General features: G+C 57.9%; 25 protein-coding genes. 18 read left to right on the plus strand and 7 right to left on the minus strand.

Going from position 1 to position 21,380, the window contains the following annotated elements; all coding sequences use genetic code 11:
* Position 1 precedes the first annotated feature (1 nt).
* The 5 genes from FIU90_RS13115 (at position 2) to FIU90_RS13130 (ending at position 3,148) form a co-directional block, all read left to right on the plus strand.
* Positions 2–841, plus strand: a complete 840-nt coding sequence (locus FIU90_RS13115; RefSeq protein WP_152435181.1) for a sulfotransferase domain-containing protein — start codon at positions 2–4, stop codon at positions 839–841.
* Complete coding sequence (locus FIU90_RS13120) at positions 831–1,721, plus strand: glycosyltransferase (RefSeq protein WP_152435182.1); 891 nt, start codon at positions 831–833, stop codon at positions 1,719–1,721. Before FIU90_RS13115 ends, FIU90_RS13120 begins: the two co-directional genes overlap by 11 nt.
* Before the next feature lie 57 nt (positions 1,722–1,778).
* On the plus strand, positions 1,779–2,066 hold the full coding sequence (locus tag FIU90_RS13125; RefSeq protein WP_152435183.1) for a PqqD family peptide modification chaperone: 288 nt from the start codon (positions 1,779–1,781) through the stop codon (positions 2,064–2,066).
* Positions 2,067–2,088: 22 nt separating this feature from the next.
* Positions 2,089–2,241, plus strand: a complete 153-nt coding sequence (locus tag FIU90_RS15585) for a hypothetical protein (RefSeq protein ID WP_172970267.1) — start codon at positions 2,089–2,091, stop codon at positions 2,239–2,241.
* Between the two features lie 148 nt (positions 2,242–2,389).
* Positions 2,390–3,148, plus strand: a complete 759-nt coding sequence (locus FIU90_RS13130) for a phytanoyl-CoA dioxygenase family protein (protein ID WP_152435184.1) — start codon at positions 2,390–2,392, stop codon at positions 3,146–3,148.
* Between the two features lie 11 nt (positions 3,149–3,159).
* Here FIU90_RS13130 and FIU90_RS13135 read toward each other — a convergent pair whose 3' ends face one another.
* Positions 3,160–4,962 (minus strand): asparagine synthase-related protein, encoded by a 1,803-nt coding sequence (locus FIU90_RS13135; protein WP_152435185.1) that lies wholly within the window; start codon positions 4,960–4,962, stop codon positions 3,160–3,162.
* 28 nt (positions 4,963–4,990) lie between these two features.
* The gene (locus FIU90_RS13140) at positions 4,991–5,521 is read right to left on the minus strand and encodes a hypothetical protein (protein ID WP_152435186.1); all 531 of its coding nucleotides are present in this window, start codon (positions 5,519–5,521) and stop codon (positions 4,991–4,993) included.
* A 386-nt stretch (positions 5,522–5,907) separates the two neighbouring features.
* Between FIU90_RS13140 and FIU90_RS13145 the strand changes: the two genes are divergently transcribed.
* Genes FIU90_RS13145 through FIU90_RS13180 form a run of 8 tightly spaced genes read left to right on the plus strand, consistent with a single transcriptional unit; the run spans position 5,908 to position 13,555 of the window.
* A complete protein-coding gene (locus FIU90_RS13145; protein ID WP_152435187.1) occupies positions 5,908–6,195 on the plus strand; it encodes a type IV secretion system protein VirB3 in 288 nt (95 codons plus the stop codon).
* Positions 6,174–8,549 (plus strand): VirB4 family type IV secretion/conjugal transfer ATPase, encoded by a 2,376-nt coding sequence (locus FIU90_RS13150; RefSeq protein ID WP_152435188.1) that lies wholly within the window; start codon positions 6,174–6,176, stop codon positions 8,547–8,549. Before FIU90_RS13145 ends, FIU90_RS13150 begins: the two co-directional genes overlap by 22 nt.
* Entirely contained in the window at positions 8,549–9,748 is a 1,200-nt protein-coding gene (locus FIU90_RS13155) for a type IV secretion system protein (RefSeq protein WP_152435189.1), read from the plus strand. Before FIU90_RS13150 ends, FIU90_RS13155 begins: the two co-directional genes overlap by 1 nt.
* On the plus strand, positions 9,745–10,467 hold the full coding sequence (locus FIU90_RS13160) for a virB8 family protein (RefSeq protein ID WP_152435190.1): 723 nt from the start codon (positions 9,745–9,747) through the stop codon (positions 10,465–10,467). The genes FIU90_RS13155 and FIU90_RS13160 overlap by 4 nt, the downstream gene beginning before the upstream one ends.
* A complete protein-coding gene (locus tag FIU90_RS13165) occupies positions 10,464–11,165 on the plus strand; it encodes a TrbG/VirB9 family P-type conjugative transfer protein (RefSeq protein ID WP_152435191.1) in 702 nt (233 codons plus the stop codon). The genes FIU90_RS13160 and FIU90_RS13165 overlap by 4 nt, the downstream gene beginning before the upstream one ends.
* Positions 11,162–12,223 (plus strand): TrbI/VirB10 family protein, encoded by a 1,062-nt coding sequence (locus FIU90_RS13170; protein ID WP_152435192.1) that lies wholly within the window; start codon positions 11,162–11,164, stop codon positions 12,221–12,223. The genes FIU90_RS13165 and FIU90_RS13170 overlap by 4 nt, the downstream gene beginning before the upstream one ends.
* The gene (gene virB11, locus FIU90_RS13175) at positions 12,220–13,197 is read left to right on the plus strand and encodes a P-type DNA transfer ATPase VirB11 (protein WP_152435193.1); all 978 of its coding nucleotides are present in this window, start codon (positions 12,220–12,222) and stop codon (positions 13,195–13,197) included. Before FIU90_RS13170 ends, virB11 begins: the two co-directional genes overlap by 4 nt.
* A gap of 16 nt (positions 13,198–13,213) precedes the next feature.
* A complete protein-coding gene (locus tag FIU90_RS13180; RefSeq protein ID WP_152435194.1) occupies positions 13,214–13,555 on the plus strand; it encodes a TrbC/VirB2 family protein in 342 nt (113 codons plus the stop codon).
* A 500-nt stretch (positions 13,556–14,055) separates the two neighbouring features.
* Here FIU90_RS13180 and FIU90_RS13185 read toward each other — a convergent pair whose 3' ends face one another.
* Genes FIU90_RS13185 through FIU90_RS15655 form a run of 4 tightly spaced genes read right to left on the minus strand, consistent with a single transcriptional unit; the run spans position 14,056 to position 16,947 of the window.
* Positions 14,056–14,982: an RHS repeat-associated core domain-containing protein gene (locus tag FIU90_RS13185; protein ID WP_152435195.1), complete on the minus strand. Its 927-nt coding sequence runs from the start codon at positions 14,980–14,982 to the stop codon at positions 14,056–14,058.
* A 26-nt stretch (positions 14,983–15,008) separates the two neighbouring features.
* Complete coding sequence (locus tag FIU90_RS13190; protein WP_152435196.1) at positions 15,009–15,416, minus strand: hypothetical protein; 408 nt, start codon at positions 15,414–15,416, stop codon at positions 15,009–15,011.
* 21 nt (positions 15,417–15,437) lie between these two features.
* Positions 15,438–15,737, minus strand: coding sequence for a hypothetical protein (locus FIU90_RS13195; RefSeq protein WP_152435197.1), 300 nt, complete (start codon positions 15,735–15,737; stop codon positions 15,438–15,440).
* A gap of 10 nt (positions 15,738–15,747) precedes the next feature.
* Positions 15,748–16,947 (minus strand): DUF1131 family protein, encoded by a 1,200-nt coding sequence (locus tag FIU90_RS15655; protein WP_152435198.1) that lies wholly within the window; start codon positions 16,945–16,947, stop codon positions 15,748–15,750.
* Positions 16,948–17,235: 288 nt separating this feature from the next.
* On the opposite strand from FIU90_RS15655, the gene FIU90_RS13205 reads away from it, so the two are divergent.
* Both FIU90_RS13205 and FIU90_RS13210 read left to right on the plus strand, forming a co-directional pair.
* The gene (locus FIU90_RS13205) at positions 17,236–18,840 is read left to right on the plus strand and encodes a hypothetical protein (protein WP_152435199.1); all 1,605 of its coding nucleotides are present in this window, start codon (positions 17,236–17,238) and stop codon (positions 18,838–18,840) included.
* Positions 18,830–19,078, plus strand: a complete 249-nt coding sequence (locus FIU90_RS13210; RefSeq protein WP_152435200.1) for a hypothetical protein — start codon at positions 18,830–18,832, stop codon at positions 19,076–19,078. Before FIU90_RS13205 ends, FIU90_RS13210 begins: the two co-directional genes overlap by 11 nt.
* Before the next feature lie 190 nt (positions 19,079–19,268).
* On the opposite strand, the gene FIU90_RS15660 is transcribed toward FIU90_RS13210, so the two are convergent.
* A complete protein-coding gene (locus FIU90_RS15660; protein WP_199799336.1) occupies positions 19,269–19,667 on the minus strand; it encodes a CsbD family protein in 399 nt (132 codons plus the stop codon).
* Between the two features lie 166 nt (positions 19,668–19,833).
* Here FIU90_RS15660 and FIU90_RS13225 point away from each other — a divergent pair, with 166 nt between their 5' ends.
* Genes FIU90_RS13225 through FIU90_RS13235 form a run of 3 tightly spaced genes read left to right on the plus strand, consistent with a single transcriptional unit; the run spans position 19,834 to position 21,192 of the window.
* On the plus strand, positions 19,834–20,139 hold the full coding sequence (locus FIU90_RS13225; RefSeq protein ID WP_152435201.1) for a hypothetical protein: 306 nt from the start codon (positions 19,834–19,836) through the stop codon (positions 20,137–20,139).
* Between the two features lie 58 nt (positions 20,140–20,197).
* Positions 20,198–20,605: a PRC-barrel domain-containing protein gene (locus FIU90_RS13230; protein ID WP_152435202.1), complete on the plus strand. Its 408-nt coding sequence runs from the start codon at positions 20,198–20,200 to the stop codon at positions 20,603–20,605.
* 2 nt (positions 20,606–20,607) lie between these two features.
* Complete coding sequence (locus tag FIU90_RS13235; protein WP_172970268.1) at positions 20,608–21,192, plus strand: HdeD family acid-resistance protein; 585 nt, start codon at positions 20,608–20,610, stop codon at positions 21,190–21,192.
* Positions 21,193–21,380: the final 188 nt, after the last annotated feature.

Below are 21,380 nucleotides of genomic sequence, written 5' to 3' on the forward strand. Positions count from 1 at the left end.
GATGACCTTTGTATGGCTGGCATCCTATCCAAAATCCGGCAATACTTGGCTGCGCATCCTACTGAGCAACTACCTTTCTGAATCCGGCGATGGCTGGCGATGGGATAGCCCCATTCTGGGTCCGCCCTCGCATCTGGAACGCCATGAATTCGATGAAGCAATGGGCATCGCTTCGGCCGACATGTCAGATGCTGGTCTCGACCTTCTGCGACGCCGACTGCATGCGCAATTCGTATCCCGATTTACCGGCACGAGTTTCACTAAAACGCACGAGGCTTTCTTTAGCGCACGTGACGGCCTCGCGATGTTTCCAGCCAATGCGCAGTCCAAGGCGGTTTACCTCGTGCGTAACCCGCTCGATATTGCGGCATCTTATGCGCATCACCAAAATCTCCCGATCGATAGCGTGATCGACCATCTGGCCAACCCGGCCGCGCAAGTCGAAAACAGCGACACGTTTTTCGATGAGCATATTGGAAACTGGAGTGATCATGTTGAGGGATGGACGCAGCAAGACATTATCGAAACGCTCTGCATCCGGTATGAAGACCTTCTTGACGACACTTTCGAGATCTTTTCCAGAATCATCCGATTTTGCGAGCTGGAAATTCAGGATGACAAGGTCGCCCGGACTGTGACGGCATCCAGCTTTGAACGACTGCGAGCACGTGAAAGACAATCGGGTTTCAAGGCACTCTCGGATACTTCGCGCCCTTTTTTCCGAACTGGCCGATCAGGCGGATGGCAGACAGAGCTGACCGCCAAGCAATCTCGGCGGGTTTACTCGGATCACGGCGAAATGATGCAGAAGTTCGCCTATCGAGCCCGGCATGACATCTGAAAAAATAGCATTGGTCACAGTGACCTCGGACGATTTTGTGCCCGGCACCTTGACGATGATCGATAGCTTTCGTGCGACCAACCCCTGGTTCAACGGCGACGTAATCGTAATCCATCGCTCCCTCGATCCACACTCGATATCGGTGTTCGAGACTTTCGATCCCTGCCTGATCCATCGCCCTATATCGCAGAAGCTGGAGCAGGTTCTGAAGCAGATCGCTGTTCACGCTCGGTGGGGATCGGGCAAAGAAATCCAGTTCGCCTCGATCGAAACGATCGCAATTCCGGGCTATGACCGGATCATCTTTTGCGACAGCGATTTGCTTTTCCTCGATTCCATCCACGAAATCGTCGCTGTCGATGCTCCCCTCGTCGCATCGGGAGATGGAGCATTTTATCGCGGCAATTATCGGCGCCTCTCGGATTATCGAGAGGTCGAGGGGCATTCACCGGAGCCGACCGCGCAAAGTATTGGCAATACCTTCAACAGCGGCATGATGATTGTTGACACCGACCAGGTCACGACAGCCGACTATGATGGATTGATGGAGGCGCTCGATCCAGAGCGATGGGTAAACGACATCACCGGTCATACCGATCAAATGCTTTTCAACATCCACTTTGCAGGGCGACAGCACCTCGTGTCGCCGTCCTACAATTTTCTCTTGTCGCACAACGCGCTAATCAAGAAAGCTACCGGACTTTCGGTTGAGACAGCGAAGGTACTTCATTTCACAGGATCGAGAAAACCATGGCTGCCGTTCGAAACGTTAAGCGCGCCAGGAATGGACCCTGAATTCTTCACTAGTCTTTCCGAATGGCGACGTGTTTATGGCGAGCTCTGCAATCGTTGCCTCTTGGCGAACGGGCACGTGCGTTGAGATATTGTGCAACCGCAAAATATGGCCTAACAACCGCGAAGTTGGGGGAGGTAGCCTGTGACCAGTGATATTTCCATGGCGACAAAGGTCGCCGCATCAGAAAAGATCTTGGCGTCGAACCTTGGCGACGAGGTTGTCATGATGTGCATTGATAAAGGGAAATATTTCAGCCTCAAAGGACCATCGGGCCGAATTTGGAACCTGCTCGAAACGCCGACCACCTTAAACGAAATTCGCGGCACACTCCTTGCTGAGTATGATGTGTCGCCGGATGAATGCGAGGACCAGTTGGTCTCATTGATCGGAGAGCTCCGCGATCAAGATCTCGTCGTGTGCTCAAATTGACTCGGCTTCTAGGGGAAACAAAATGACTGACGCGATTGACAACGGCCCGGATATCGGTGGCAAAAAAGCCTGGCAAAAATTGAAGCTGGAACAGTTGGACGTGCCATCGGCGACACGTACTGGATTTGGGCGACTTCAGCCGGGCGAAGCGTTTAACTTCTATCGCAACTCCTGATCTGAGGTTCTTCAGATCGGATCCGAAACGAGCGGGGTGATACCTTCACCGCCGCTCGTTTGTTTTTAGCACATACGGGAAAGCTGTTCTTCGAGTGGCTCAATTGACTCAAAGGCCAGAACAGATTGCGACAATTGAGCGAGCACAATTGGCTGATCCCGCTAATGTTCGAACCTTCGAACAATCGGGTTGCCTGATTGTCGACCGCTACCTGAATCCTCTCAAGGTTCGGGCCCTGACGGAGCTTGCGCTCGCTGAAATCCACTCGGCTGAAACCCGATCGGGCGCGTTGGTAGTCGGGACAGGGAGGCGGATGGTCCCTATACCAATCGCGGGAAAATTCGACGATCGTGAGATTTTCGCAGCGCCAGAATTGCGAGGATTCTTAAGCGCCCTCCATGGTGATAACCACGTGCTCAACTGCTTCACATGCATCAATGCGGCTCCGGGCGCCCAAGACCAGCACATTCACCGGGATTACGGAGGACTATTCGAAGACAAGGTGGACAGCTTCTGCCCGAGCTTTGCAGTTAACCTCTTCATACCGCTTGTCCCGTTCAACTCCGTCAATGGGACCACCCGCGTTTGGCCCGGAACCCATCGTAAACCCGATCTATCGGATGACCCAATGGAAGGAGGATTCATCGATCCTGAGCTGGAACCGGGATCAGTACTTTTGGTCGATTATCGATTGAAGCACTGCGGGACGGCGAACCGCTCCAGAGCGGATCGTCCCGTAATCTGCTTGGGTTACTCCCGCGACTGGTTCCTCGACACACTGCATTACAAGGAGATCAATCCGCTGCAGATTGACCTCGACATACTTGCGGCGAAGCCCACGCCCGAGCAACACCTGCTTTCGCGGGCAAAAATGTACGCATCGCTGGAGACCCGGCGTCGCACTTAGGAAACAGCCGCTTACTTGGAATCATTCTCGCGACTGGCTGCTCCAACGAATTCGACGGCAGACCAGATTCGGCCAATCCTAGAACGTCGTTCAAACGAATTCGGGTCAAGATCGCGGATAAGCCTCTCCATATCGACGTAACGCGACCGAGCGGGTAGGCTTTCTCCGCTGGAGTAGCGCTTTCCCACGATAGCAAAAGCCCCCTTCAATGCGAGCAGCAAAGGTGTGACTCGGGCCGGGTCATCTTTGATTTCGCGCCAGCAGACTTCTTCGGGCAAGATTGGATCCATGGCTTGCCGGAAGAACAGCCGCTTCCAATGCTTGTCGCGAAAGACATGAGACGGCAGCGAAAGCGCAAATTCGACGATCCGGCGGTCCATCATGGGATAGACATGGCGGATTCCATAAGGCGCTGCGTCGGATGCCATCGACTCGATTCGAGTGATCAATCCAGGCCAGCGCAGCAAGTTGCACCGTGCGGCTCGGGTGTTCGGGGTTCGCACGACAGGTATGGGAGGCAGGGCTTCAATACTATTCCATGCCTTGCCATCCAGAAATCCGCGCCTCTGATCATCGTCACCGACAGCGCCGGATGTTCGCCGCCAGCCTGGAGGCGATATCAGCCTAAGGATCGCGCGAAGTCCGCTCACTCCCGGTGTTCTGCGGTCTTCCTGAAACCTGCGCAGTCTTTCATCCGACGCAAAGCGGTGTGCAAAGCTGTCCGCAAGGCTGGCGAGAACGAAGCGTAGCGAGCCTCTTGGGTGTCCCGTGGTCAAACTGGCAAGCTTTTCCCAATGTCCGTTAGAAGCCAGTTCTTCGAAGTATCCGCGTCCATCGAACGAGGCAGCCTCATCACCGCCGAAGCCTGAGAATATCACTGTCACCCCCGCCTCACTGGCTTGCTCAAGCACTGGCAGTTCATTGTAGGAGGCGTTGCAGATCGGGTTGGTACGATGATCGCGATCGAGAACGTCGAGAACGATATCCACTGATGGCTCCGTGTAGACCGGTTCAACATGCATCCTGGCACATACTGCCGCTACGCGTTCGTACTCTTCGGTTTCGATTTCTGACTGCTCGGGGTGGGGTGCGGGATACCACGTCAGTGCTATGGGGGGAGGCTTCTTGTCTGCGGAAAGCATTTTCGCGGTCAGGATGGCAATCGATGAACAATCCAGCCCGCCGCTGACATGCACTCCGACATTTCCTTTTACCGGCAGTCGATCTGCTATCGCCTGGCGAAGCAGTTGACGAAACTCGGATAGGCACTCCTCATGACTGTTCCACTGTCTCAGGGAAATCTGTTCCGGCCTCCAGTAAGGTGTGATTGTCGTACCGTCGGGGTCGGCAATGATGTAATTGCCCGGGGGTATCTTTCGGATCTCGGCGAAACTAGTGCGCTCGAAATGCGCAAAGGCGCGTGTCAAAGTTGCGGCGATGTAGGGCTCGTCTTCACGTCTTGAAACGGTATCGTAAACGAGCAATTGCTCGAGCCGTTCAGCGATGAAAAACCCCTCACCGTTGTTGCTGTAATAAACCGGCTGACATCCCATGATGTCGCGGGCTGCGTATACCCGACCTCGATCGGCATCCCAGATAGCAAAAGCAAAGTCCCCGAGGATGAGATCCGCACATTCCACACCGTGTTCGCTATAGAGGGCAAGCAGGAGATCGGGGTCCGTAACGTCTTGCGGTAGCGCGAGAGCTTCAATGAGATGACTGCGGTTGTCGAGCCGTACTTTGGCAAAAAGCAACCGTGTTTCGTTTTCACAGATGCCGTCTGCCCACCGAAAGCAATTTGCTCCTTTGGTCAAAGGTTCCTCATCGGCAATTCATCGATCGTCATAGTTGAGGCAGAGCTCGCAACTGCGCATCAAGCTGGCCAGCGAATTTAAAAAACAAGTCTGGTTCGTTTGCCAGACTTGGTTGAATTACACCCTGCTCCAAAAGTACGATCCGCGACATGTATGGCTTTCCTTGTGGCAGTCGACCGGGATCCACAATCAGGTATTTGGGTGCGCCTAAGGCAGTTAGTTGACAGGGAGCATCTTCTTTCCCGCTCACCTTCCAACTGGTGAAAGGCTGGATTGTCCCACATCGCGTATTGTCACTTTCGTGGCATCGATAAATATGGGTGGCAAACTTGAGGCCAGCGGGTGAGTGGGCCCGCACGACAGTGAGGCCATCAATAGCGACCTTCGCAAGATGATTGCCGGTGATGGCCATCAAATGAGCATCGATAGCCTGATTATCGAAATGCCGCAGGCCCTTCGAAGGATCAATCCTATCATCGGGCGACGGCCGCGCCGACATCGAACTTGCACAGGCCAGTGCCATCAGCGGCGCAAGGCGAAGCAACAATCTGGCTGTCATCAACCCCTCCAGACCCCCGGGAACGGCGGAGGCGCAATTTCTATCGCGACTTTGCGCACTTGAGAAGTGCCGCCCTTATCCGCGTTGCATGAGCTGGATGCCGAAATACTTTTCATAGTGGTCAATGGGATAGAGGACGGGTCCCGAAACAACATGCGGCTTGGCTGAAGTTTCATCGCAGGTGCCCTCCCTCCCTACCCTCGGGCTGGGCGAGCTAAAGCGCATCTGCGCAACTGGGGCAGAGGCATACTATCGCAGAGGAGCTGTAACTTTATCGCCGCCTCCCAAGTTCGAAGCACTCTGGACCGGGATAAGCCTTTAGATTATCCCAACGTCAAAGGGCGGGAACGGCACGAAGAGTGTGAGCCGACACTAGGGGGTAATGGATGTCTGAAGAGTTGCGCCGCGACACGCTGTTCGTGGCGCTAACGCGTCCGCAAATGTTCGCCGGGGTCACGTATACTTTCTTCGTCATCAACGCGATCATCGCGGTCGAGCTGTTTCTGATCTTCCGCGCTTGGTGGGTGCTGCTTGTCGCGGTCGCGATCCACGGTGCTGGAATGCTGGTCAGCTTGCGTGACCCGCGAATCTTTGACCTTTGGATCACACGCGTCCGCAATTGTCCTCGCATCAAGAATTACGGCCTGTGGAAATGCAATTCCTACCGGCCCTGACGAGCAATCCCGACACTATTCGCAATGAGACGCCCGCAGGCGCACACCTCCCCTATGGACGGCATATCGACGATGTAACGATCGAGACGCGCGACGGACTGCTCGTCCAAACGATCCGGCTGGGGGGCCTGCTGTTCGAGACCGCCGACAGCGACGAACTGAACTATCGCGCAGGGTTACGCGACTCCATGCTGCGCGCACTCGGTTCCTCGCGTTTTGCGGTTTACCATCACGCGATCCGCCGCCGCGCGGAGGCTACGCTCAATCCGGTTGCGGCTGACGACTTTTCGACCCGGCTTGATGAGCGCTGGCAAGAGAAGCTTGCCGGAAAGCAGCTTTACGTGAACGAGTTGTTCGTCACGATCGTGCGCCGCCCCTTGCAGGGCCGCGTCGGCATCGCGGACAGGTTGAGCAGCTGGATCGGGCGCAAGGCCAACGCCAATGCGCAGCACATAGCGAGCGAGAAGCACGCGCTAGACCGGGCGCGCGAGGCGCTGATGGCATCGCTATCGGCCTACGATCCGCGAGTGCTCAGCATCTACGAGACCGAGGACGGCCAGCGCTCCGAGCCGCTCGAATTCCTGTCCTGCCTGTTCAACGCCGATATGCGGCCGGTTGCGCTTCCTCATGGCGATCTCGGGCACTTCATTCCCGCGCGGCGGATCAGTTTTGGGCAGGATGCGATCGAGCTCGCCCCGACCGGCCAGTTGCCGCGCCGCTTCATCGCGATGATTTCGATCAAGGATTATCCCGGCGCGACCTTCCCGGGCATGTTCGACGAGCTCTATCGCTTGCCGTTCGAGCTGAATGTGACGCAAAGCTTCGCCTTCGTCGAGCGCGGGCAGGCGCTAGGGCAAATGAACCTCGCGCTCAGACGCATGCGCTCTGCCGAGGACGAGGCGCTGTCGCTGCGCGAGGAACTCACGGTCGCGAAAGACGAGGTCGCGGCAGGCCGCGCAGGGTTCGGAGAGCATCACACCACCATTGCGATCCACGCAGAAGACCTCGCCAATCTCGAAAGCCAAGTCGCCGAAGTCACCGCGCTTCTCGCCGATCTCGGCATCAATGCCGTGCGGGAGGATATTGCGATCGAGCCGACCTTCTGGGCGCAGTTCCCGGCAAATTTCCGCTACATCGGACGGCGCGGGCTGGTCTCGACCACCAATTTCGCAGGGCTTGCAAGCCTGCACAATTTCCCCGTCGGACGTTCCTCTGGCAACCATTGGGGCGAAGCGGTCACCCTGTTCGAGACGACCGCGGCTGGACCCTATTTCTTCAACTGGCACAGCCAAGATCTCGGTAACTTCACTGTCATCGGCCCGTCCGGTTCGGGCAAAACTGTGGTGCTCAACTTCCTGCTGGCACAGGCACGGCGGTTCAATCCGCGCATCATATTCTTCGACAAGGATCGCGGAGCCGAGCTGTTCCTGCGCGCCATCGGCGGGACCTATGACCGACTAACGCCCGAAACGCGATCGGGACTAAATCCCCTCCAGCTCGACGACACACCCACCAACCGCCAGTTCCTGTCCGAGTGGCTGACGCTGCTTGCAGGCGGGGCGTCGAGCGCGGAGACCGATCAAATCCGTGACGCAATCGACACAAGCTTCCAGCAGCCGATCGAACGCCGCCGACTGCGCTATCTGGTCGAACTCTTCCGCGGAGAAGCGCGGCCGCATCCCGAAGATCTCTATTCACGCCTTCGTCAATGGTGGGGCGATGGAGAACGCGCGTGGCTATTCGACAACCCGGAGGACATGACCGACCTCTCGGCCGAAACGGTTGGCTTCGACATGACAGCGATTCTCGACGATCCGGCGGCACGCACGCCCGCCATGTTCTACTTCTTCCACCGGGTCGAACAACGGCTCGACGGCGACCCGGCGATCATAGTTATCGACGAGGGCTGGAAGGCTTTGGACGACGAAGTCTTCGTGCGCCGGATCAAGGACTGGGAAAAGACCATCCGTAAGCGCAACGGTGTGGTCGGCTTCGCGACCCAGAGCGCGCAGGATGCGCTCGAAAGCCAGATCGCGAGCTCGATCATCGAGCAGGCGGCAACGCAAATCTTCATGATCAACCCCAAGGCCCGCGCCGAGGACTACATCAACGGCTTCGGCCTCTCGCGCCACGAATTCGACCTCGTGCGCACCCTGCCCGATACATCGCACTGCTTCCTGATCAAGCATGGCCGCGAAAGCGTGGTCGCGCGGCTCGACCTGTCTGGTGAAGAAGACCTGCTCACGATTCTGTCGGGCCGTGAGAAGACCGTGCGGCTGTTCGATGAGCTTGTCGGCCGCACCGGGCCTGACCCTGCCAACTGGCTTCACCTGCTGCTCGAAAAGGCCGCGTGATGAGCTGTCCTGCAATCATCACCGGTGACCAATTCCTCACCCGCGTGCTCACGCATATCGACTGCCAGGCGCAGGTGATCGGGAGCTACGGCTATCAGGCGCTGGGCCAGCCCGGATCGACGGCATCGGTCCTCGTCACCGGCCTGCTCACTCTATTTATTGCGCTGTTCGGCATCAGGCTGCTGTTCGGTCCGCAACCGGGTGCGCGCGACGTCGTCTTCGATGTGCTCAAGATCGGGATCGTACTCACCCTTGCCTTTTCCTGGCCGGCATTTCGCACAGTGGTCTACGACGTGACGCTCAAGGGCCCGGCCGAAATCGCGAGCGTGATTCAGACTTCGAGCCAGCCCAGCGGCGCACTCGCGACGGTCGACAGGCTGCAACAGGTGGACAACAACATCGTCTCGCTGATCGAGCTCGGCACGGGGCGTAACACCGGGCAGTTTCTCAATCAGGATGCTCCGGGCGCCACCTTCGCCGGTACCGCGCTGCAGGACGATGCGGCCTTCGGCTACGCGCGCCTGCTGTTTCTCGCCGGAGTTATCGCGCCGCTCGCCATGTTGAGGATTGCAGCGGCAGTCCTGCTAGCGCTCGCGCCGATCGTCGCGGGGCTGTACTTCTTTGCCCAGACACGCGGAATTCTCGCCGGATGGGCCAAGGGACTGGTCTTCACGATCGGCGGCTCGATAGCAATCAGCCTGGGCCTCGCCGTGCAGCTTGCGATTGTTGAGCCGTGGCTAGCCGATGCGCTCAATGTCCGCCAATTCGGTTATGCTACGCCCTCCGCGCCGCTTGAGCTGTTCGCGACGATGTTTGCCTTCATGCTGGTGCATTTCGCGCTGCTTTGGGTGCTCGCCCGCGTCGTGTTCCATCGCGGCTGGTCCGATTTGCCTTCATTCCCCTCCGCGTTACCGAACCGCGAGACGGCTCCCGTCCTCACAGGCTTTCAAGGTCCGCGGGCCATACGCATGGACGCCCCCGAACCACAGGTGACGCTGCGAGCGGAACGATTGAGTTCGACGATTGAAAGATCGGTGCGCCGCGAGGAGACCGTGCGAACCGCTCAGCTATCGCGTGCAGGTGGCACTCCACAGCAGCGCTCCGTCGAAGCCATTTCGTCGCCGCGCCTCGGCAGTTCGTTTCGCAGGACGCAGCCACGTATGCTCCGATCGATCCAGAAGCGAGACAATAAGGCATGACCATCCAGCCAGACTTTACTCAGACGAATGACAGCTGGGCAAAGAGTGTCACCGACGATCTCGAACGTTCAAACCGCCGCGCGTGGGCGGTGGCGATCGTCGCGTCGGTTATCGCCTTGCTGCTAGCGATCGCGCTCGTCGTGCTACTCCCGCTCAAGACGGTCGAGCCTTATACGATCCTTGTCGATAAACAGACCGGAAATGTCGAGGCGCTGGCTCCGCTCGACGAGAAGCTGATCGCGCCTGACGCCGCGCTCACACGATCGATGCTGGTGCAATATGTAATCGCGCGAGAGAGCTTTTCTCAGGATGGCTTGCAGTCGGACTACAGGAAGGTCGGTCTGTGGTCGGACGACAGCGTGACGCGCGATTACCAGGCGGCGATGAACGCCTCCAATCCGCAGAGCCCCCTAGCCTATCTGCCGCAGCGCGCGACGATTGCGACTGAAATCAAAAGCGTATCCAGCCTTGCAAACAACCGCGCGATGGTTCGGTTTACGACCACGAGAAAGGATCCCAGCATTGCCCGCCAGCCCGCGCAGCACTGGGTCGCGGTCATGGGATATGGCTTCAGTGCCGCTGCGATGACCGAGGCTGATCGATATCTCAATCCGCTTGGTTTCCAGGTGACAAGCTATCGCCGTGACGCGGAGACCCTGCCTGAAGCGGGCATTGTCAACGGGATCGAGCGACCGGAAATTGAAGGGGCGCGCCCATGATCAGACTGGCCCTCATTCTCGCAATAGCAGCCGAAGGTTCGCCGCTTTGCGCTCAGTCATATCCGATGCCGGGGCCGGATACGCCGCGGGTCCAGTCGGTTTCCTGGATTCCTGGCGAACCGATCGTCCTCACCGCATTGCCGCAAACGGGATTGACGGTCATGCTCGAACCCGGCGAGACGATCACGAGAATGACGCTCGGCGGCAGCAGAACCTGGGACGTATTTGTTTCGGCAGAAAGCGATAGTTTCCAGGTCGTCCCACAGGCCCGTGCAGAAGCAGCGAGCCTCACAGTCGAAACCGATCGCCGCCTTTATGAATTCGCGCTGGAAACGGGAAGAGGGCTTCAGGCCGCCTATCTGGTGCGTCTTGATTTCGGTGTGCCCCTCCAAGCCCGGATTCCGGAGACGAAGGAGGATCTCCAAGATCTGGATTGGTCATACCGCATCAGGGGTGACAAATCGGTGCGGCCGGCCATGGTGCGCGACAACGGCTCGAAAACCGTAATCGAATACGCCCCGGGGCAACCCTTGCCCGCCGTATTCGCGGTCAGCGCAACAGGCGACGAAGAAGTTGTGGCTGGGCATATGCGCGGCGACCAGTTCGTGATCGACCGGGTCCATGACAGACTGATTTTCCGGATCGACAAGGAAAAGGCCACCGCCCGGCGCAACAAGAAAAGGGAGAGCGGCGGATGAATGAAGCCGCAACGCATGGCCATCCGGAAGCAACGCCGGAGCATGACATCCGCCCGGTCATCGCGACCGGAAGTAACAGCAACTTGGGCCTGTGGGCCTTCCTCGTAGTCCTGGCGATCGGAGGAGCATGGCTATTCACGGCGCTTTCGGCAAGCCGCGATGAGGGTGAAACCTCATCGCAGTTTACATCGGTCGAGCCTTCCGGGGGAAGGATCGCATCGCCCGAGCCGTTGCGTCTGCCCGATCGGTTCTCAGAATCAGGGCCAGTTCCGCGAGTGGTTGAGGAACAAACCGAGCGCCTGGCGCCGCGGATACTGGAGCCGCGCGTCATCCCCCCGCTTTCGCCGCGCCCTCCGGTGCCACTGCCAGAGCCCCTTCCGCCATTCCCGCGCCCCATCGAACCCGCGCCATCCCCGCCACAAGTCGTTTTCGAGAACCGTGCATCGCCCGTTGGGGGTGGTTCCGGAAATCTAGGCGATGAAGCGAGCGGTGAGCGTGTCACGGCTGGCCGCCTCGCCAATCCTTCCCATACGATTCCCCAAGGGACCGTGATCCCGGCCGTTCTCGAGACGGCGCTCGACTCCACGCGCCCCGGCGGTGTTCGCGCTCTGGTCCAACGCGACATGTTTGGTTTCGACGGCACGCAGGTCCTCATTCCGCGCGGCAGCAGGCTCTACGGCGAATATGAGGCGGGATTGCAGCGCGGGCAGAACCGAGCGCTCGTCCAGTGGACGCGGCTCATTCGGCCCGACGGCGTTACAGTCGCGCTCGATTCTCCATCCTCCGATCCGCTCGGGCGTGCAGGCATCAAGGGCAAAGTTGACGGAAAGTTCTTCCAACGCTTCGGCAACGCCCTGCTCCAATCCGTCCTCGATGTCGGGGTCGGGCTTGCAGTCAATGAAGCGACCGACGGTGTGATCGTGGCACTGCCGGGCAGCACGCAGAACGTCCAGGTGAGCGATCAGGATTCCATCCGGCCGACGCTCAAAGTGAAGCACGGCACAAGCGTCTCGGTATTCGTCGCCCGCGATCTCGATTTTTCGAGCGTCGATCGATGAGTCTCACCGAAGCCGGATACTATCTAGACAGCTTTCTTGCGCCGCTTGCTCCGGTCATGGAGCGAAACGACGTCACCGACATATGGATCAATCGGCCGGGCGAGCTTTGGGTTGAGAGCATTGGCGGTGGGATCGAGCGGATGGTCGAGCCGAACCTCGATCTCAAATTGCTCGAGCGTCTGGCGAAACAGATCGCAGCCCATTCTTCGCAAGGCATAAGCCGCGCGCAGCCATTGCTTGCAGCGACGCTTCCCGACGGATCGCGCGTTCAGGTCGCAGCGCCGCCCGCGACACGTGGCGGTTACGCATTCGCCATCCGCAAACATGTGTCGGCGGACTTGTCGCTTAGCGATTGGAAGGACGCTGGTGCCTTTGACAGCGCCTGCGGCGACACCGGAATTGCTGTCGACAATCGCGAATTGCGCTCTGTCGGTGGCTGCGAAGCGGCGGCCTGCCTTCGCGAGGCGGTCCGGTCGCGACGAAATATCCTTGTGGCCGGTGGCACTTCTACGGGTAAAACGACGTTCCTGAATTCGCTCCTAGCTGAGGTGCCGGAGGGAGAGCGACTGATCCTCATCGAGGATACCGCCGAGCTTCACCTCAAGCATGAGAACGCGGTGGGCCTGATCGCGGCGCGGGGTGAAGAGAGCGAAGCGCAGGTGAGCATGGAGGATTTGCTGATCGCGGCTCTGCGGATGCGGCCTGATCGGATCATCCTGGGCGAACTGCGCGGGGTCGAAGCGTTCACGTTCTTGCGCGCGGTCAACACGGGGCACCCCGGTTCGATGACCACCGTGCATGCCGACACGCCGCAGCGCGCGATCGAGCAGCTGGCGCTGTTGGTGCTGCAAGCGGGATCGAAGCTCGGACGCGACGATGTGCGGCACTATGTCCGCGAAAGCGTCGATGTGTTCGTGCAGCTTGAACGGCGCGGGGGTAAACGCCGGGTCAGCCAGGTGCTGACGGGAAGCTGACGGGGCGAGACACTTAATGACCCAAAGCAGTTTGCTTAATCCTTCAGCCGAATCGCCTCTTAGCTCATCGATGGAGTGGATTGCATCGGTTCTATTCGGGGAGGTCGCGTTAGGCCTTTGCGTGTTGGCGGTGGCGTTTGTCGGCGCGCTGATGCTCACTGGGAGACTGGCTGTTAGAGAGGGCTTGCGCGTCCCATTGGGGTGTTTCATCTTGCTCGGAGCGCCGCTTATTGCGGGAGCATTTATTCAAAGCGCGGAGAAGCGCGAGATATCCAGTTTACCAAACCAACACAATGACGACTTCGGCACCCGCGACGATCTAGAGCCTGCCACGCACGATCCGTACTCTGGGGCTTAATCGAGCTCGGAAATATGCAGAACTTTGGCAACAGGAATGAGGAAGGACATTACTGGTTCGGCCAACGACTGGCTACAATTAAGGCTTGCTTGAAAGCTGGTTCGACTTTGTCTTGACTAAAGACTATGCCTAAAGAGCCAATTTTTCACTTTTGAATCAATTGATTTTGAGCAGAAAAGTCCTTCTGTTGCGCTAAACTATCGAACTACTCAATCAACCAGCGGATGCATCTCCCGACACTTCGCCTTAGTGCATTGTCGCAGCTATACTTGGGCAAAAAACCCTTGAGTTCAATTGGAAAAAATCTTCCCTGTTGAAGTGATTCGTAAAATTTGGACCGTATATCTACGGCTTAATAATGATAGCTCGGATCAAAAACACAATTAATACCACTAGCGAAGCTATAATTTGCAGCAACGGACCATCATGCAGGATTAAGGCGATTGCCCAAATCGCTGCAACAATTGCAACGCAAACATTTACTGCTCTATTGCTCATCCTTAATCCGTAACATGTTCAGTTACTACCACGCCACATCCAAACGCCGAAGTAAGCCAAGGAATTGCGCCTCCACTTGTCCATGCGGTGCCAACCACTGAAGCTGCGCATGAGAGATAGCCGAGGCTACGGAATGCGGCCTTTCTTGCATCTGGCGCTCCTGGTGGCGCTCGACCGTGAAGTGGCAACTTATGCTGTTCAGCCCACTTCTTGTGTTTCTTCTTATGGCTCTCCTTCGCACTCTTACATTCCGAGCTATCTTGTCCATGACGACCACAAGCTCTAGAAATTTCCATCGCGTCAGGCTGTTGAATTTGGCTGGTTGATAATCCCTCCGTCTCCAAGGCTTCAGTTTGTTCCTGAAACGCCCTTGTATCAACCCCAATTGCACCGAGATCGTACCCCATTCTGCTGGCCATGTCCGCCACCTTCGCTTGATCCGCTGCATCGAGGCTGTTAAATTTCTCCAACCACTCTTCACGGGCCTTCCCTCCTCTCCGGTCATTGATGCGCGTGGCATACATGCCACTAGGATCGACCGCATTGATCGGATCATTCCCCACATACCCATACAGATTGAACTGATCCGCATACCCGATGGGATCGGTCTGCATTAACCGGCCGAGTTTGTAGGAGTAGATGCGGGCCTTGTAGTAATACATCTCCAGCTCGGGGATCCACGCCTGGCCGGTGTAGCGGAAGCGGCCCTTGGTCGAGATGTCGTTGCCCGATTGGGTGTCCGGGATGCCATAGGCATCGTAGGAATTCGTCGCGATCACCGCGCCCTGGTAGTTGGTCACCGCGACGATCGACCCGCGCGGGTCAGCGTGCAGGTAACGCCTGAGGCTGGAGCTCTGCCAGCGCCCTTCGTACCAGATTAGCGGATCGTCCGCCTCGGCATTGGAGCCGTGCACGTAGCGTCGTGTCATTAAGTTCGAGGCGTTGTACTCGCCGATCAGTGGTTGCCATCATAGACGAAGCGCTGGACGCCCGCTGCGCCTCCTGACACTTCGTAGAGCCGGCCCAGCGGATCGTATTTGAGCAAGGCCTTGAGCGCGCCCGAGTAACTTAGCGAGGTGCAGCTTGTGTTCGTCTGAACGCGTTTTTCGACCAGCCGGTTCTCAACGTCGTAGAGATACACGTGCCCGCCGTCGGCAGTGAGATTGCCATTTGCATCGTAACAGAAGGCCGATCCACCAGCGACGGTATACTGATTGAGACCATTGGTCGTGTAGCTGCGCGTGAGATTGACATGCCCGTCCCACGAATAGCCGTCATTCGATTGCGTTTCGGTGAGCAGCTGCGAGGCGGCATTTTGGCATTCGGCAATTTGCGAGCTTCGCTGACGATTGGGTCGAGCCAATTCGCTTGCGGCCGCAGCCGGCTACATCGACAGGATTGCCTCAATCTTTGCTTTGATACCAAGACTGCTGTCCTGCGGATGCAGCATTGTGGTGACCAAGATCATCGCCGCGCACGACGCTACGAAAACAGACATTGCGCCTTTGCCGGCCGCCCTCAACAGGCACCATAAGCCGATCGACCAAGCGACGAGCATCGGCCATACGAAGTAGATGATTGCTAGCCCGCCCATCCCGACATTGGGAAGGGCGCTCCATAAGACGCACTGCCAAGCAGCAGCTAAGAGTGCAAAGCACAGCGCAAGGAAGGTCGCTTGCCTCATAGCGCACCCGCTACTGGCGGATGAAGGTCAATTCCGCGCCCGTCCCGAACAAGATCAACTCACCATTGCGCATGCCCCATCCTTCCGTCTTCCCAAGAGCATCGAGGAACCGCGTTTCGGCGAGCATTTCGAGTTCCGGGCACATCCGACGGGTCCCACCAACCTGCGAGACTCTTAGCTGCCGGCCTTCGAGCATATAGGAGGCGAAGTACCGGTTGCATCCGGAAGAGCCGTTCAATCGGCCATCGGTGTCGAACTTCAGGTTGATGTCGATCGATTCAGGAATCCGATCTCCCGCGATGCGAGCTGCCTTCCATGAGGTCCCAGCGAGATTTGTTGCGTCTGGGTCGTCCTGCAATTCGTTTATCCGATCCCTGTAGGTTCCAGCCACGCATTCTCGCCGATCGACCGATTTCCAGCAATCGTTCCGACCGCGAACCCAGCCGATTTGGTGCGCTCGGAGGCTCAGTTTTTCCACGAGCCCGGCCGCATCGTATTTGCGGGCGTAAAGTGTGCTCATGCGATTATCGAGTTCGGCGAGCTCGGGGTCATCGCAGATGAGTTGCTCGATCGAACCACGGGCCTGCGTACAGTCGAAGGACGGGGTGATGATTGGCCGTGAGGATAGCGGACGCCCGATCTGAGCAAAGCGCTCTGGCTTCCAGATTATGTGCGAAATCGTCCATCCGTCCAGCGCATTATCGGGTGGCATCCGGCCGTCAGGACCGTTCCAGCGACCGGAGAAAACATAGGTGATACGATCCGTTTCCGCCGCGGTGCAGATTACCGAACCTGAGTGCGTTTCCTGGCCCGCCCGGCACGATCCGAGTTGAAGGTTCTGCTGGAGCGGGCGATGGGCCTCGCCGACACGCGGGCCGAGCCAATTGCTGATTTGGCTGTTGTGAATCTCGATTGCCGCAATCCGCCCTCGGCCATCGCTGATCAGCGTGACGAGCTTGCGTCCCCTTCGCGTGCCGATGATGACTTCTTGGTAACCGCTTTCGGTCGTGCGGCGTATTGGTCTCCAATCGATGCTCCGCTCGATCGTGCGAAGGGTTTGCGTATCAAACGGCGTCGACGCATCGATTTCTCCCAGACCCTCGACGCCGAGCTTGAGTTCAGTTTGCGCCGCTGCCGGGAACGGCTGGGCGAGCGCACTCGCTGCCAGTAAGATCGCGATTGGACGAGCTTGAAACTGATTGGACTGCATTGTGAAGGGCTCCCGTTCGAGGCGTGATGGTCGTTATTGAGCGGTTCGGCGCAAGCAGCCGCTCATGTTGGGAAGAGAGTGCAACTTTGATTCACCACGCGTGAGTTAATCACGGTGAATCTTCGACCGCAGCGAGAGACGGATCCCGGGATGCGGCGCAAAATTGACCTTGATCAACCTGCGTGTATCCTTGCGTAGGCCTGTGGGCGGAAGTTCAAGTATGTCCGTGCAGGCCATCCGGCGAGAAGCTCGCCGAACTCAAAAGCCACTGATCTGGCGAGGTGGGTGATGACTGCAATCGCATCGGCGGCGATGGAGCCTGGAGTGGTCCGGCAACAGCTGGACCGTATCCTTGCGAGCAGTCAATTTTCCGAAACGACCCGGCTGCAGCGCTTTCTCACGCATCTGGTCGATCAGTCGCTTGCAGGCAATGAAGAGGCCTTGAAGGGCTATTCGATCGGGCTCGACGTGTTCGACAAGCCCGACGACTTCGACCCTGCAATCGACACGATTGTGCGCGTGCAGGCGGGAAAGCTGCGCAGCCGGTTGGACCTCTATTACGCGACCGATGGAGCAGAAGACCCTCTGCGCATTCTTGTTCCCAAGGGATCCTATATCCCGGTCTTTCAGGTTGCGTTCGATCCCGAAACTGCTCCCACTGGTCATCCCGATAAGGTGCGGCAGGACACGGCGGCCGAGCGCTATACCATCGCCGTCATGCCGTTCGACAATCTCAGTGGCAGCCCAGATCAGGAATATCTGGCCGATGGCTTCACTGAGGAAATCCTGAATGCCCTTTCGCGATTTCGCGAATTCAGAGTCGCTGCTCGTCATTCTACGTTCCGGTACAAGGACAAGAAGGGCGACGCGCGCGAGATTGGCGCGCAACTGGGTGTCCGCTACATCCTCGAAGGCAGTGTTCGGCGATGGAAGGACCAGGTCCGGGTTACTTCGCAGCTCATTGATGCCAGTTCCGGCGCGCACATGCTCAGCGAAACTTTCGACGATGATATGAGCGTGCAAAGCCTGTTCGACATACAGGAATCCATTGCATCCCGGATTGCCGCCGAGATTGCGGAGCCGCATGGCGTGATTCACAAGACCGGCTCGGCACGGCGCAAGGCCGAGACCGACAGCCTGGACGCTTACGAATGCCGGCTGCTGGCCAGCGAATATTGGCGAAGCCCATCCAACGAAACCCATGAGAAGGTTACGAAGCTGCTGGAAAAGGCGGTCAAGCTGGATCCCAATTACGCTGGCTCGTGGGCAATGCTCGCAATTCTCTACGGAGATGAAGCGAGATATTCGTTTGTAAGGGAGAGGAACCGAGCGCCGCTCGATCGAGCGCTGGAAGCGGCGAAGAAGGCGGTGGCGGCAGACCCAAAGGACGCCACCGGCTTGCATGCCCTGTTCATGACCCATTTCAATCGGAATGAGCTGTCGGCTTTTCGAGCCGCCGCAGAGCGCGCTCTGGCGCTCAATCCGAACTATCCCGACCTGATGGCCGATTTTGGCGCGTGCACGGGGTTCTCAGGAAGCTATGAAGAAGGCTTGTCCTATCTCGATCGAGCAATCAGCCTCAGCCCTGATCCGCCGGGATGGTACAAGCTGGACATCGCCATAATTCGGTACCTGATGAAAGACTACCAGCTCGCGTTGGACACCATCGAAGGGGAGGTGCTCGGCGCATCCTATTGGGGCGATCTGGTTCGTGCGATGCTCCACGCGCAGTTGGGCGACGTTTCGCAGGCAAAAGAGCTTGTATCCAAGGTCGAGGAGCGGTCTCCGCACGCCATCGGGGTTGTGGGGGAGACCATGTCCTTGTGGAATTTCAAGTCCGATGACATCGGACATTTCCTCGACGGTCTTCGCAAGGCGGGTCTTGAGATATAAGATTCATCCGCACATTCACGACCGCCTGTTGCTGAAGATCCATCTTTGCGTGCCGGAAAGCACGCTTAAGCTGCCCGATGTGGATCAGATGATCGAAGAGGCCGCAACGGCCGTCGGCGTCATTCACCACGAAAATATCGAAGCCTACGATTTGGTCTGGCGGGGGCTCTATGCTCCGCTCAAACGGCAGGGCGGACTTTCGTCTCTCAAACGATCAGCCCGGCATCTCAATCAGTAGTGGGTTGAGCGGATAGCTGGCCGCCCGATGTAAAGGACGAAGCAAGCTCGGGCCAAAGCCGCATTTCCAGTTGCGAAGGAGCCAAAGCCCGGAACGCTCCATTTGGATGCGCCCCGGGCCGGGGTCTTGCTGTGGTGGCTTCGATGGTAGAATGCCAAGGACAGCAAGGGGGGATGGTATCCCTTGTCGATCAGAAGTTCTTCTCAACGAACTTGTTGACCTCCTGCCAGGCCTTTGACCGATTATGGCCGAGCCGCTTTTGAAGCACGCCCGCGAGTTTTGACTTGCGACCGGCAGTTTTCTCGACCTCGTCATCGGTCAGGTCACCCCAGGCTTCCTGGATTTTGCCTTTGATCTCTTTCCACTCGCCGTCATACGCCATGTTGTCATAGCGTTCGATCAGCGCGTCGATCTCGTCGCGGGCCTTCTCGACTGTCATGCCATATTCCTTCTGCAGCATGCCTTCGAGAACGTGGACGCCGCCCTTCGCCATTTCGAGGTCGTCATCGGTCAGCTTGCCCCAGGCGGCCTGGGCGTAGCCTTTGAATTCCTTCCAGCCGCCTTCGAACGTGTCTTCGTGAAAATTCATGGTTTGTCTCCGTTTGCTTGAATGAGCACGCAAGCAATGTCGGACCGGGTCGCTCCCCGTGAGTGATTCACGGTGACTCACTCACCGGAAGCGCGGGCCGATGGCATCTCTCGTCCATCGCAAGGCCGCAGCCCCTGCTGTGGCGACAGGAAAGAGAGGCAGAACCTTGAACACCGACGAATTCGTTGAGCGCGCCAGAAGCAATCTCGATCAGATCGATGACGAACTAAGCGCTCTTGAAGCCCGGGTGAAACGCTGCGGCGAACACGCAGACGCCTGGGTCGCCAGACAGGCGCAAAAACTCAGAGCAGATGTCGAGGCTGCACGTGCCGAAGTGTCCGCCATTGCGAGCCGCGTCGAAGGCGATGTCGCCATGCAGTTCGAAGACTCCAAAGCCAATGCCGAGCGGCATTGGGAGGCGCTTCAAGCCGCCGTCATAGCCTATCGCGAGCATGTCGGCTCAAGCCTGTGAGCGCGGTTCGTAGCCGGAGGCAGCGCCTCCGATCATTTCTTGAAACGGGAGAACACCAATGAAATCACCAATTACAACAATTGCAGTCGCAGCGCTGCTTTCCCTACCCAGCGTGGGCCATGCTCAAGACCGCCCGATTGCAGGGTCTTCGGTAGTGAGCAGCGAAGCCTACTTCGAGAGCATCATCGCCAATGGATACAGCGCGCGAAAGCTGATCGGTGCGACGGTTCTCAACGATCGCGAGGAGAAAGTCGGCAAGGTCCACGATCTGATCGTCGGCACCGATGGAAGCGTCACGCTCGCCATCGTCGAGGTCGATCGCTTCCTGGGCATCGACAACAAACGCGTCGCCGTGCCCGCCCGCCTTTTCGAAGCCGGGAATGCTGACGGCGTGATCCTGCCCGGCGCAACTGAAGCGCGGCTGAAATCACTTCCGACTTTCCATTACCCAGACGAGGAGAAATGAAAATGACTAGCGTTGCTGAAGAAATAGAAGAGCAGGAAGACATCGCCCGCGGCTGGTTTGTCGGGCTCGGCATTCTGCTGGTGCTGACCGGGGTCGGAGCGCTGGTGTTCCCGATGGTCGCGACCCTCTCGGTGGAACTGCTAGTCGGTTCGGTCATGCTGGTCGGCGGCGTGGTCACCTTGATCCATGCCTTCAAGAACAAGGAATGGGGCGGGTTCTTCCTCGAACTGATCGTGGCCGGGCTGCACATCCTTGCTGGCGTGATTTTCCTCGCGAACCCCTTCGCTGGCATGTTCGCGCTCACTGCAATGCTCGCCGTATTCTTCGTCGTCGACGGGATCATAAGGATGGTCCTTGCGATCAACGTGCGCCCGGAAAAAGCGTGGGCATGGTTCCTTGCATCCGGTCTAATGTCGCTGTTGCTCGGCATCCTTATCGCTGTCGGAATCGCGAACGGAACATCGCTCGCGTTCATCGGCTTCATGGTCGGGATCAACCTGATGTTCGCAGGCGTATCCTACATCGCCTTCGGCAATGAAGGGGGCTTCCGGATCATCCCATCGACGTTAAACCCGAAGTCAAGTTGAAGCGGTGTGCAAGCTTTAGCAAAGAAAGAGAGGGCGGACCCAGTGGCCGCCCTCTTCTTTCTGATCGAAGAGGTTGACGCGCTTTCGTCGTAAGTCACAGGCAGCGCGGTGTGGCAGATTGCTGCCAGCTAACGCCTGATCCAGACCGTCCGTCAGCGCCCTCCCCAAAATCCAACACTTAAAGGGTT

The organism is Erythrobacter sp. THAF29, assembly GCF_009363635.1.
Classification (GTDB): domain Bacteria; phylum Pseudomonadota; class Alphaproteobacteria; order Sphingomonadales; family Sphingomonadaceae; genus Erythrobacter.